General features: G+C 67.5%; 11 protein-coding genes. 7 read left to right on the top strand and 4 right to left on the bottom strand.

Going from position 1 to position 12,328, the window contains the following annotated elements; genetic code table 11:
• Window positions 1-36 precede the first annotated feature (36 nt).
• Window positions 37-972, top strand: a complete 936-nt coding sequence (locus GO488_RS12965; RefSeq protein WP_162318247.1) for an ABC transporter ATP-binding protein — start codon at window positions 37-39, stop codon at window positions 970-972.
• On the top strand, window positions 969-1,994 hold the full coding sequence (locus GO488_RS12970; RefSeq protein WP_162318248.1) for an ABC transporter permease subunit: 1,026 nt from the start codon (window positions 969-971) through the stop codon (window positions 1,992-1,994). The genes GO488_RS12965 and GO488_RS12970 overlap by 4 nt, the downstream gene beginning before the upstream one ends.
• Before the next feature lie 24 nt (window positions 1,995-2,018).
• Here the strand turns inward: GO488_RS12970 and ligA are convergent, their stop codons facing one another.
• The 4 genes from ligA to GO488_RS12990 all read right to left on the bottom strand — a co-directional run bounded on the left by ligA (window position 2,019) and on the right by GO488_RS12990 (window position 6,400).
• Complete coding sequence (ligA, locus tag GO488_RS12975; protein WP_162318249.1) at window positions 2,019-4,115, bottom strand: NAD-dependent DNA ligase LigA; 2,097 nt, start codon at window positions 4,113-4,115, stop codon at window positions 2,019-2,021.
• Window positions 4,116-4,192: 77 nt separating this feature from the next.
• Complete coding sequence (locus tag GO488_RS12980) at window positions 4,193-4,501, bottom strand: HalOD1 output domain-containing protein (RefSeq protein ID WP_162318250.1); 309 nt, start codon at window positions 4,499-4,501, stop codon at window positions 4,193-4,195.
• A gap of 169 nt (window positions 4,502-4,670) precedes the next feature.
• The gene (locus tag GO488_RS12985; protein ID WP_162318251.1) at window positions 4,671-5,783 is read right to left on the bottom strand and encodes a pyridoxal-phosphate-dependent aminotransferase family protein; all 1,113 of its coding nucleotides are present in this window, start codon (window positions 5,781-5,783) and stop codon (window positions 4,671-4,673) included.
• Between the two features lie 107 nt (window positions 5,784-5,890).
• Entirely contained in the window at window positions 5,891-6,400 is a 510-nt protein-coding gene (locus GO488_RS12990) for a zinc ribbon domain-containing protein (protein WP_162318252.1), read from the bottom strand.
• A gap of 78 nt (window positions 6,401-6,478) precedes the next feature.
• Here GO488_RS12990 and GO488_RS12995 point away from each other — a divergent pair, with 78 nt between their 5' ends.
• The 5 genes from GO488_RS12995 to GO488_RS13015 all read left to right on the top strand — a co-directional run bounded on the left by GO488_RS12995 (window position 6,479) and on the right by GO488_RS13015 (window position 12,282).
• A complete protein-coding gene (locus GO488_RS12995; protein ID WP_162318253.1) occupies window positions 6,479-7,102 on the top strand; it encodes a hypothetical protein in 624 nt (207 codons plus the stop codon).
• Between the two features lie 51 nt (window positions 7,103-7,153).
• Window positions 7,154-8,890: an excinuclease ABC subunit C gene (locus tag GO488_RS13000; RefSeq protein WP_162318254.1), complete on the top strand. Its 1,737-nt coding sequence runs from the start codon at window positions 7,154-7,156 to the stop codon at window positions 8,888-8,890.
• A gap of 715 nt (window positions 8,891-9,605) precedes the next feature.
• Complete coding sequence (locus GO488_RS13005; protein WP_162318255.1) at window positions 9,606-11,351, top strand: asparagine synthase-related protein; 1,746 nt, start codon at window positions 9,606-9,608, stop codon at window positions 11,349-11,351.
• 277 nt (window positions 11,352-11,628) lie between these two features.
• Window positions 11,629-11,886: a HalOD1 output domain-containing protein gene (locus tag GO488_RS13010; RefSeq protein WP_162318256.1), complete on the top strand. Its 258-nt coding sequence runs from the start codon at window positions 11,629-11,631 to the stop codon at window positions 11,884-11,886.
• A 102-nt stretch (window positions 11,887-11,988) separates the two neighbouring features.
• The gene (locus GO488_RS13015) at window positions 11,989-12,282 is read left to right on the top strand and encodes a HalOD1 output domain-containing protein (RefSeq protein WP_162318257.1); all 294 of its coding nucleotides are present in this window, start codon (window positions 11,989-11,991) and stop codon (window positions 12,280-12,282) included.
• The last annotated feature ends 46 nt before the right edge of the window (window positions 12,283-12,328 follow it).

Consider the following 12,328-nt stretch of genomic DNA (forward strand, 5'->3'; position numbering starts at 1 on the left):
GAAAGACTATACCGGAGGGCGGCGCAAACCGGGCGTATGACCGCTATCGAACTGAACGACGTCCGCAAGGAGTTCGGGGACGTCGTCGCCCTGCAAGGTGTGGACCTGACGGTCGAGGAGGGGGAAGTGTTCGGATTCCTCGGCCCGAACGGTGCGGGGAAGTCGACGACCATCAACGTCCTCCTGGACTTCGTCCGGCCGACGGCGGGGTCCGCGACGGTGCTCGGCATGGACGCACAGGACGATTCGAAGGCCATCCGCGAGCGCATCGGCGTTCTCCCGGAGGGCTACGACGTCTACGAGCGCCTGACCGGCCGCGAGCACATGGAGTTCGTCATCGAGTCGAAAGACGCCGACGACGACCCGGAGGCGCTGCTCGAACGGGTCGGCGTCGCCGACGCGATGGACCGGCGAGCCGGCGGCTACTCCAAGGGGATGAAACAGCGCCTCGTGCTGGCGATGGCGCTGGTCGACCAGCCCGACCTGCTCATCCTCGACGAACCGACGACCGGACTCGATCCGAACGGTGCCCGCAAGATGCGCGACCTGGTCCGCGAAGAGAGCGAGCGCGGCGCGACGGTCTTCTTCTCCTCGCACATCCTCGGCCAGGTCGAGTCGGTGTGTGACACCGTCGGCATCCTCCAAGACGGTCGACTCATCGCCAAGGACAGCGTCGAGGGCCTCCGCTCTGCGGCACAGGGCGACATGAAACTCGTCGTCACCGTCGCCGACGCCGACGGACTGGCGGAAGCCATCGAGCAGGTCCGCTCGCTCCCGGAAGTCTCGGGCGTCACGCGGGAGGGCGACCGCGCCGTCGTCAACTGCCAGGGGGACGCGAAGATGACCGTCCTCAACGCGTTCGAGGAGGCGGGCGTCACCGTCGAGGACTTCGAGACCGAGGAGGCCTCGCTCGAAGACCTCTTCACCGCCTACACCGACCAGCGCGAGCGAGAACGGGAGGTCCAGGCGTGAGCACCGCCGATTCAGGTCCGCTCGGTGGCGTCGACCGCTCCCTCAGAAACACCTTCGAGTGGTACACCGTCTCGAAGAAGGAGTTCAAGGACGCCATCCGGTCGAAGGGGCTGTGGCTGCTCGGGCTCATCTTCACCGTCGCGTTCATCTCGCCCGTCGCGCTCGCGCTGTACTTCGACGTCGGCGTGAGTCAGGGCGCACAGGAACTCGGGATGCAGCTCCTGCTCTCGCAGATCTACACGCGGATGGTGACGTTCCTGTTGCCCATCGTCGCCATCTTCGTCGGCTTCGCCGCCATCTCGAAGGAGCGCACGTCGGGGTCGCTGAAGCTCCTGCTGTCGCTGCCTCACTCCCGGAAGGACGTCATCGTCGGGAAGGTGCTGGGCCGCTGTGCGGTGCTCGGCGTCCCCCTCGCTATCTCGCTGGGCCTCACCGCCGCCTTCCTGGCGCTCTCGCGGCTGACGTTCAAGCCGGGGCTGTTCGCGGTGTTCAGTTTCTTCACGCTGGTGTTCGCGCTCGTGTTCGTCGCCATCACCGTCTCAATCTCCGGGGCCTTCTCGAAGAGCCTCTGGTCCGGTGCCGCGAACTTCATCGTCTACTTCTACTTCACGTTCCTCTGGAACGCGGGGGCCAACGGCGTCGGGAAGATACTGACGAACGAACTGGGCGTCACCGGGGCGATCCGCTGGCACGTCGTGCTCCTGTTGAAGCTCCTGAACCCGAACCAGGCCTACCAGACGCTCGTCAACTCGATTCTCGGCGAGGGCGAGAACGCCGCGCGCAGCGCTCGCTACGGGATGTTCAGCCAGGGCGAGCAGGCGAGTCGCACCATCTGTTCGAACGTCCTCAACGGCTCGCCGCAGGCCCAGGATGGGCTCTTCGGGACGTTCGTCTCCTGCCAGGCCGGCGGCAACCCGATGCCGTTCGTCTACTCCGACCCCTTCGTCGTCGTGTTCATGCTCGCGTGGATCGGCATCGCCGCGACCGTCAGCTACTACACGTTCAACCTCGCGGACCTGTAACGGGGCCGAACGCCTCGTCTCTCGTTACTCGCTCTCGACGCCGCGCTCGTCGAGCAACGCCTCGAAGGACTCCTCGTCCAGTAGCTCGACGTCGTTCGCCTCGGCGTCCTCGCGCTTTCGCTTCCCGGCGTTCTCGCCGACGACGAGATAGTCCGTGTTGCCCGAGACGCTACCGGTCGCGGAGCCGCCGTGTCGCTCGATCAGTTCCTGTGCGTCGCCGCGCGTGTAGCCGTCGAGCGACCCGGTGAACACGAAGGTCAGTCCGTCCAGCGCGTCGCCGCCGGTCGCCTCGGCGGCCTGCGGGTCGACGTGGTCGAGCAGTCGGGTGAGCACGGCGCGGTTGCCCTCGCTCTCGAAGAACTCGACGACGCTCTCGGCGACTTCGGGACCCACGTCGGGGACCGCCTCGAACGCCTCGCGGTCGCCCGACTCCGCTGTCTCGCGTATCGCCTCGAACGTCCCGAACTCCGCGGCGAGGTTCCGGGCTGTCACGTCGCCGACGTGGGGGATGCCGAGCGCGACGAGGAAGTCCGAGAGCGGCGGGTCGCGGGTGGCGTCGAGTTCCGCGACGAGGTTCCGCGCGCTGGTCTCGCCCCAGCCCTCCAGCTCTTCGAGGTCCTCGACCGCGAGTTCGTAGAGGTCGGCGGCGTCCTCGACGAGGCCGGCGTCGAGCAACTGCTCGACGGCTTTCTCGCCCAGCCCCTCGATATCGAGCGCGCCGCGGCTGGCGTAGTGCTCGACGGAGCGTTCGCGCTGGGCGGGACAGGAGAGACCGCCGGTACAGAACGCCATCGGGCCGTCGCGCTCGACCGGGCTGTCACAGACCGGACAGGTCTCGGGGAACGCGAAGTGGCCGTCGCCGTTCTTCTCGACGACTTCGACCACGTCGGGGATCACGTCGCCCGCGCGCTTGATGCGTACGCGGTCGCCGACGTTCACGCCCAGTTCCTCGATGAGCGAGGGGTTGTGCAGCGAGGCGCGCGTGACCGTCACGCCGCCGACCTCGACGGGGTCCATCAGCGCGACGGGCGTCAGCCGGCCGGTGCGCCCGACCTGGACGACGACGTCTCTGACGGTGGTCTCCTCCTTGCGGGCGGGGAACTTGTAGGCGAAGGCCCACCGCGGGGCGCGGCTGGTCGTCCCCAGCAGGTCGCAGGCGTCGATGTCGTCGACTTTCAGGACGACGCCGTCGATCTCGTAGCCGAGGTCGTCGCGGGCGGCGAGCTGGTCGTCGCGGTAGTCGATAGCCGTCTCTATGTCGTCGACGAGACGCGTCCGGTCACAGACCCGCAGGCCCCACTCGGGGAACCGTTCGTGCAGGTCGGCGTGGCTCTCGAACTCGACCGACGCGTCGAGGACGCCGAAGAAGAAGACGGCGAGCGGCCGCTGTGCGGTGACCTTCGGGTCGAGCTGGCGGAGCGTCCCCGCGGCGGCGTTGCGGGGGTTGGCGAAGGGGTCCTCGCCCGATTCGACGCGCTCGCGGTTGTACTCGGTGAAGGCGTCGCGGGGCATGTACACCTCGCCGCGGACCGCCAGGAAGTCGGGGTAGTCCCCGCGCAGGCGCTGGGGGACGCTGGCGATGGTCCGGACGTTCTCGGTGACGTCCTCGCCCACCTCGCCGTCGCCGCGGGTGGCCGCCCGCCGGTACTCGCCGTCCTCGTAGACGACCTCGACCGAGAGCCCGTCGAACTTCGGTTCGCAGAAGTACCGCAGGTCGCCGTCGTAGTCGGCCTCGTCGAGTCGGTTACGGACTCGCTCGTCGAACTCGCGGACGGCGGCGGCGTCGCCGCCCTGGTCGATCGACCCCATCGTCGCGACGTGTTCGACCTCGTCGAGTTCGGAGAGCGGTTCGCCGCCGACGCGTTGGGTCGGACTCCCGGACGTGTCGAGGTCGAACGCCCCCTCGAGTTCTTCGAGACGCGCGAACAGGGCGTCGTAGGCCCGGTCGCCGATAACGGGGTCGTTCTCGACGTAGTACCGGTGGTCGTGATAGCGGACGGCCTCGCGCAACTGCTCGGCCTGTTCCCGGGCCTCGTCCGCGTCGAGTTCGCCGGCGGGGTCGAACTCGGTCGGCGGGTCCGAGACGTAGGGGTTGTCGGTCTCGTCTTCGAGGGCTGCCATCGTCGGTACTGAGAGAGCCACCCACTAATACTGCCCGCTGTGCGCACCTGACGTGACGACGCCGGTTCGGCGGCCGCTCACCAGACCGAGTCGGTCGCGGGCCGCGCCGAGACGGTCCCGTCGCCCGAGACCGTCACGGAGAGGCCCTCGTGCGTGAACGAAAACTGGCGATCCGGCGAGTCGTCTCCGGCCCCGAACAGCGTGTCGATCGCTCCCGCGTCGATCGATTCGTAGAGCGGCGTCCCCTCGGTCGGCGTTCGACCGGCCGCGGCGGCGATCGTCTCGGCGACCGCCATACTCGGGTCGGTCTCTGCCCAGTCGAACTGCTCGCTAACGGTCCCCTCGGGAACTCGCCGTCGGTTATCGGTATTGAAAGATTGGCTCATAGGTGGGTACTAACAGGGATATATTCCTATCCGGTCATAAACGTTGGCGAGCTATTTCAATATCTGAAAACGAGGTAGTCTACGGGGTCGATTAGAACGGTCGGCCCTCTCGACGACCGACCAACGTGACAGAGTACTCAGCCGAGACGACCGCTTCGCGCGACGGGTCTCAGAGGTCGGCGACGTCTTCGATGGCGTCGGTGAGTCGCCGGATGCTCTCGACGTCGTGTTCGCCCATGTGTCCGATGCGGAACGTCTCCTCGCCGAGCTGGGAGCCGTAGCCGTTCGAGAAGACCATGTCGTACTCCTCGGAGACTTCCTCGATGGTCGCCGCGACGTCGATCCCCTGCGTGTTCTCGATACAGGAGACCGTCTGGGAGCGATACCCCTCCTCGGCGAAGAGGTCGAAGTGCTCGCTGGCCCACTCGTGGACGTACTCGGTCATCTCTCGGTGCCGCTCGTCGCGGCCCTCGTGGCCCTCTTCGAGCATGTGCTTCATCTGCTTGCGGTAGGCGAGCATGACCGGGATGGCCGGCGTCGAGTGGGTCTGGCCCTTCCGGTCGTAGTAGTCCAGCGAGCGCTGGAAGCCGCCGTACCACGACGCGGAGTCCTTCTCGACCTCGCGGTCGTAGGCGTCGTCGCTGACGACGCAGACCGCGAGGCCGGGCGGCATCGCGAAGGCCTTCTGGGTCGAGGCGAAGATGACGTCGATGTCGTGCTCGTCGATGTCGACGTAGTCGCCGCCGAGCGCGGAGACGGCGTCGACGACGAAGTAGGTGTCCGGATACTCCGCGACGATGTCGCCGATCTCCTCGATCGGGTTGCGGACGCCGGTCGAGGACTCGTTCATGACGGTCGCGACCACGTCGTAGTGCTTCTCGCTCCCTTCGAGTTCCTCGCGGATGTCCTCGGGTTTGATGGCCTGTCCCCACTCGTATTCGAGTCGGTCGACGTCCTTTCCGAGCCGCTCGGCGACGTTCGCGTGGCGCTCGCTGAAGCTCCCGCAGGTCGGGACGAGGATGTTCTCGTCGACGAGGTTGAGCGTCGAGGCCTCCCAGAACTCGGTCCCGGAGGCCGTCAGGATGATGACCTCGTTGTCGGTGCCGAGGAACTCCTTGGTGTCCTCGACGATGGTCGTATAGAGGTCGGTCATCCGGTCCATCCGGTGGCCGAACATCGGCTGGGCCATCTCGTCGATGACGTCGTCGCGGACCTCCGTCGGACCGGGGATGTACAGCGTCTTCTCGGGGTAGTCGTCTCTGTATTCGCGTTTTTCGGTCACGGGAGACACCTGTTGTACGTCGCCTCGTAGCCGGAGGGCATGGTAGTTTTGATACCGTCGCGTCCGGCCGGCGACGGTTCGCTTCGTTTCGACGCGGCGACCGGTCCTTACGTGAGCCGTCGCACCGCGAACAACACCGCGCCCGCGTACAGCGCCGGGCCGAGCAGGTTGACGGCGCTGACGCCCGCGAATCCGCGAAGGACGGCTGCGACTATCCACAAGAGAATCGGCGCGACGGCGAGCGCGGTCCCGCCGTCTCGAACGGCGTCGTCCACGCTCGGCTGGCGGGCCGCGTACGCCCCGATAGCGACGACGGCCGCGAGGTAGGCCCACGTCACCCCCGCGGGAGCGACGAGGGGGAGCGTCACCAGCGCGACGATGCCGAGCGCGACGCCGACGAGGCGCGAGCCGTCCGTCCGGTGCCGGAGGAGGCGGGTCGCTCCGGTCACGTCGCCGGCTTCGAGCGCGGATTCGAGTTCGACCATCGACGCCTCGCCCGCGAACTGTCCGCCGCTGGCGTCGATCGGCGTCGAGAAGTCCGCGCCGCAGTGCATGCACCACGTCGCCGTGGCGCTGACCTTCTCCGAGCAGTGGGGACAGCGCGGATCTGCTCTCATCAGTGGTATCTCGGCATCCGAGCGAGATAGCCGTTTGGGGGCAAACATTGAAAGCACCTGCTTCGCATGAGTAGGGGTATGGACTGGGGCGCGCGGGTCGGGAGCCTGCTGTACGACGGCGAGACCGTCGAGGAACGGGTCTCGCTCGGCGAGAGCGGCGTCGTCGTGACGAGCCACCGCGTGCTCGTGTTCACGCCCGACCGCGCTGGCCCCAACTTCCGACAGGTCGACCGTCCCAACGTCGACGGCGTCGGCCGGCGGACCAGCGGCGAGAGCCGCTTTCTCGAAGGGGGACTGAAGGCGCTCGTCGCCGGGGTCGCGCTCGTCGTCGCGGGGCAACTGGTCAGTCTCGACAGTTTAGCCAGGGGCGTCTCGCTGGACAGCGGGAGCGCGGCCACGGCCCCCGGTCTGGGAGGAATGATGAGCACGCTCCAGACCCTGCTCTCGCTCGTGGCACGACTCGACGACCTCATGGTGCTGTTCGGCGGGCTAGCGCTGGTTCTGTCGGCCGTCGCGCTCGGCGTCTACGCGTGGAGCCGCGAGCGACTGCTCGTCGTCGAAGTGGCCGGCGGCGACGACGTGGAACTGCCCGCCTCCGGTGACGATGTGGCGATCGAGCGACTCCGCACGGCGCTTCTCCCCGGCGACGCCCCGCCCGAGGCGGGACGGGCGACGCCGCCCGCGGACGACCCGCTGGCGTGAGTCGACTCGCCGGCGTGACGTTCAACTCCGCCGAGCACCAACCGTCTCCCGATGGACACAGACGGCGTTCGGACGCGGGCCGGCGACCTGCCCCGGGAACCGGGCATCTACCAGTTCGAGGACGGCGAGGGCCGAGTGCTGTACGTCGGGAAGGCCGTCGATCTGCGGGACCGCGTCCGGTCGTACGCCGACCCCCGAAGTCGGCGGATCCGCAAGATGGTCGGGCGGGCCGACCGCATCGACTTCGCCGTCACCGACACGGAGACGCAGGCGCTGTTGCTCGAAGCCAATCTCATCAAGCGCCACCGGCCGCCGTACAACGTCCGCCTGAAGGACGACAAGTCCTATCCCCTGGTCCAACTCACCGACCACGCCGTTCCGCGCATCGAGGTGACCCGCGACCCCGAGGACGGCGCGACGGTGTACGGTCCCTTCACCGACAAGGGCCGGGTCGAAGTGGTCGTGAAGGCTCTCCGGGAGACCTACGGCCTGCGCGGCTGTTCGGACCACAAGTACAGCAACCGCGACCGGCCCTGCCTGGACTACGAGATGGGCATCTGCACCGCGCCCTGCACCGGCGAGATCAGCGAGGCGGACTACGCCGACGACGTGACGAGCGTCGAGCGCTTCTTCGAGGGGGAGATCGGCGTGCTCGCCGACCCCCTCCGCCGCGGGATGGCCGACGCCGCCGAGCAGCAGGAGTTCGAACGCGCGGCGAACCTGCGGGACAAACTCGACGCCGTCGAGGCGCTCCACGGCGAGGGCGATACGGCCGTCAGCGACGCCAACGGAGCGGCCAGCACCGACGTACTCGGTGCTGCTGTCGAAGGAGATAGGGCCGTCGTCGCGCGGTTACACGCCGAGGGCGGCAAGCTCGTCGAACGCGAACGACACACGCTCGACTCCCCCGAAGGCGAAGGACCGGAGGGCGTCTATCGGGCCTTCATCGCGCAGTACTACGCCGAGCGGGAGTTCCCCGACGAGATCCTCTGCGCCGAGGACCCCGCCGACCCCGACATCGAGGCGTGGCTGGAACGCGAAGGCGTCGCGCTGCGGGTCCCCGGCGCGGGCCGCGAGGCGACGCTCGTGGACCTCGCGCTGAAGAACGCCCGCCAGCGCGGCGGCGTCAGCGACGAGGTGGGGGCGCTGGCCGACGCGCTCGGCGTCGACCGCCCGGACCGCATCGAGGGGTTCGACGTGAGCCACGCGCAGGGCCGCAGCGTCGTCGGGTCGAACGTCCTCGCCGTCGACGGGTCGCCCGAGAAGTCGGGCTACCGCCGGAAGAAGCTCACCGAGCGCAACGACGACTACGCGAACATGCGCGAACTGATCCGCTGGCGCGCGCTGCGCGCCGTCGAGGGACGCGACGACCGCCCCGACCCCGACCTGTTGCTCATCGACGGCGGCGAGGGACAGTTAGGGGCCGCACAGGATGCGCTGGCCGAGACGGGCTGGGACGTGCCCGTCGTCGCGCTGGCGAAAGACGAGGAGCTAGTGATCGCGCCCAACGGGGTGTACGACTGGGACGACGACGCCGCGCACCTCCACCTCCTTCAGCGAGTCCGCGACGAGGCCCACCGCTTCGCCGTCCAGTACCACCAGACGCTGCGCGACGAGGTTTCGACGGCGCTCGACGAGGTTCCCGGCGTCGGCCCGGCGACGCGAAAACGCCTGCTGCGTCGCTTCGGCAGCGTCGACGGCGTCCGCGAGGCCTCGTCGGACGAACTGACCGCCGTCGATGGCATCGGTGAACGGACTGCCGAGACGCTTCGGACGCGACTGCGCTGATTCTATATCGCGGATAGCGATTTATTCACGGCGGGAGGCCGGTTCGATTCAAACGGCGCGAGACGACCGCGTTCGCCGTTCGATCTGCGAATCGCGACTTTCGCCGAGACGAGACGGCTCCACGACTCCTGCAAACGACCGGACGGAACTCGTCCCGCCGACAGCCGCGACCGGCGAGAGAGACCGTCGACGTGTGTCGCCACCGCATACGACTCCGCCAGAGCATCGTTTCGAGCGTACTGACGACGCGCTACGGTAACGGCGGCGCGGGCGACTCTCTGCCGCAGTAACACTGCGGACAGTACCAGGTAGAGAATCCGGCCTGAGACGGCGAGACGAGCGAAACACGAATCCTACGACGCGCGTCCCTCGCTTTCGTGATCTCTCCTCGCTACTGACGGCAGCTATCGCCGAAGACCGACGCGAGCGGAGCGTTCTGGCTGTCACTTCGTATCTCGGCCGCGAGTCGAAACTCGCCTTCGGTAAATCGCTATCCGCGATATAGAATCGCCATTACGGCGCAGCTGACGGTCACAGATCGGGGGCGAAAGACGGCTTTCGGACAGTCCTCTCGTCGGCCACCGAATCCGGATGCAGGACTCACCCGTCACAGCCGACCCGTACGCCGCGAATTCGCGTCGAGAGGGCGACGCGACCGAGAATTCGCCGCATAGCAACGGCATAATAATGGGGATACCCGCACAACTCCCGCGCAATGACCGGATCGTTTCGCCTGCTCGTGGCCGACCCGGCGGCCAGAACGCTGGAGACGGACACCGGTACGTGGGTCGTCGCCGGCGTCGACGTATCGAGTATCGAGCGCGTGCTTCGAGACGCCGGGTCAGTCGCCGAGGTCAAGCGAGAGCTGCCGTCGGTCACCGAGGACGCCATCGCGGTCAACGTCGAGGACGACTCCGGGCGGACCGTCCACGCCTACCGGTCGGTCACCGGCGGTCACCGCCTCTACTGGACGGAGACCAACGGCGAGTTCGTCCTCGCGGACCACTTCCGCAACGCGCTGGCCGAAGTCCCGGTCGGGGAGCGGACGGTCAGCGACGAGACGGTAATCGACCACCTGCTGTTCCGCGCGCCCGTCGGCGCGACGGGGTTCGTCGAGGAGGTCGACGGCGTCGAACAGGGTGAGTGGCGCACCTGGCACCTCGACAGTGGTGAGACGACCAGCGAACGCGTCGGGACGCTCTCGACGCGGACGGAGACGCCGCCGTCGCGGGCCCCCGCGGCCATCGAATCGACGTACGACGACCTGATGGCGACCGACGGGTTCGACGGCGACGCTATCAACCTCTACTCCGGTGGCGTGGACTCGACGCTCACCCAGACGTTCTTCGAGGGCTCGACGATGCTGAACGCCGGCGTGGACTCCGAGGAGTACGCCTACGAGGTCGAGTACGCGCGCGAGGGGGCCGACCACTTCGACGCGCCGTTCGAACAGGAGATGATCCCCGAGGCGGACGTCCTCGAACACTTAGAGGACAGCATCGACGCGACCGGGTCGCCCTCCTGTCCGCTACAGGTGCTGATGGTGAACGAAGCCCTCCGGCAGTACTCCGGGCGACGCTACGTGATGGCCGTCGGCGCGGACTCCATCTTCGGCAATACGCCCATGAGAGGACCGCGCTACGCCGACTGGGCCAGTCCGCTGCTGAACACCCCCCTCTCGCGCGGACTCGCTCGGTACGGACCCGGACCGGTCGGCGGGTTCGTCGAGTGGATGGACGAGCTCGACGCCCAGCTCGACCGTCCCATCGACGACGCCGATTCGTTCGCACACCAGTACGCGACGTACTCGAACCCCGGCTACGCGAAGCGGCTGTTCGATCCCTCGCTCGTCGACGACCGCGTCGCCGCCCAGACGGAGTACGTGACCGAACGGGTGCCACTCGACGACACACACAGTCGGTTCGCCCGGCAGGCCGAGTGCCGGCACATGAACCTCGTCTTCGGCCACCGGGTCGGCGCGCGCTGGCGACAGCTGGCGATGGCCCACGGGAACACGCTGACCAACCCCTTCGAGACCCGGAGCATGATCGAGACGTCGCTGTCGATTCCCGCCGAGCGGCGCTTCGTCTCCGGCCCCAGACACCTCTACGACGTCTCGACGAAACACCATCTCAAGCAGTTGCTACGCGACCGGCTGCCGGAGTACCCCATCGGGCAGCCGAAGGGCGCGGGCGTGTTGCCGTTCCAGCGGTACCTGCGGTCGGGGCCGCTCTCGTCGGCCTTCGAGACGTACGAACCGCCTGCGTTCGTCCCCGACGACGAACGCGAGTCCGTCATCGAGGGCAGCGGTCGGCAGTCCTGGAACGTCCTCACCTACGCCATCTGGCGCGACCGAGTCCTCGAAAACGCCGACCTCCCTCGCCTCTCGACGACGGAGGAGCGCACGTGGACGGTCCCCGAGCGAAGCGCTTCGCAGTCCTCCGGCGAGAGCGTGACGTGAACGTGAGGGAGCCGGGGATCGAGAGACGGCAGTAGTCAGCGCGAGACCGAATGGGAAAGCCGGGACGCGGTCGTCTGACGCCGGGTCATCGACTGATACGGAGATAGATTTTAATACGGTATCTTCCAAAGTCGGAGTCGAAACTGGGGCGTCGAACGGGCCGCGCTCGAACGAGCCCAGCGGAACAAGGTGAGAAGACGTGAAGGGTCACGAAGAGAACGAACCGAGACCGACCGATCGACCGATCAGCGTCGTCTCCACGGCCGCGAGGCCGGACATGGTCGTCGAACACGACTTCGACGACCCGCACAGCGAACTGACGGTGACCGTCGTCGACGCCGTCTCGAAGGCGGTCGGCGTCTCGCCGGCCGGCGTCGTCCCCCGCGTGAACGACCACGTCGACCCGGACGCGCTCGACCGTATTTTCCGACCCCGGCCCGACGGATCGGGACGGCAGGGCCGACTCACCTTCGAACTGGCCGACTGTCTCGTCGAGATCACCGGCGACGGGACGGTTCGCGTGTACGACACGTAATCCGAGCGGATTCGGTCTCCCTATCCATATACCGGCCCGGGTGTGCCGGGGGATAAGAATATATGCCAAACTGTTTCATGGGTGGACGTGTATAGGGTAGGTATGCACGAGAACGTGGAAAGGCGCTCCCTTTCCGCGGACCGGCCCCTCTCTGAGTCCGTCGTCAGAGCCATCGCCGACGCCGAGGACATCGAACCGGCGCAGGTGGCCAGTCGGGTCTACGACGTCGTCGACCCGGACGCGCTCGACCGGCTGTTCCGGCCGGCGAACGACCAAACGCGACGGGAAGACGCCCAACTGTTCTTCCGACTGGACGACTACGAGGTCACCATTCAGGGCGGAGAGCTCGTCGTCGTTCGACCCGCCCGGCCCGCGGGGTCGCTGGAACAGAACTGAGTCGGGGTATTCGAACACCGACAGGCCGAGGCGGGACCAGTACCCG

Source organism: Haloarcula limicola, from assembly GCF_010119205.1.
GTDB classification, from domain to species: Archaea; Halobacteriota; Halobacteria; order Halobacteriales; family Haloarculaceae; genus Haloarcula; species Haloarcula limicola.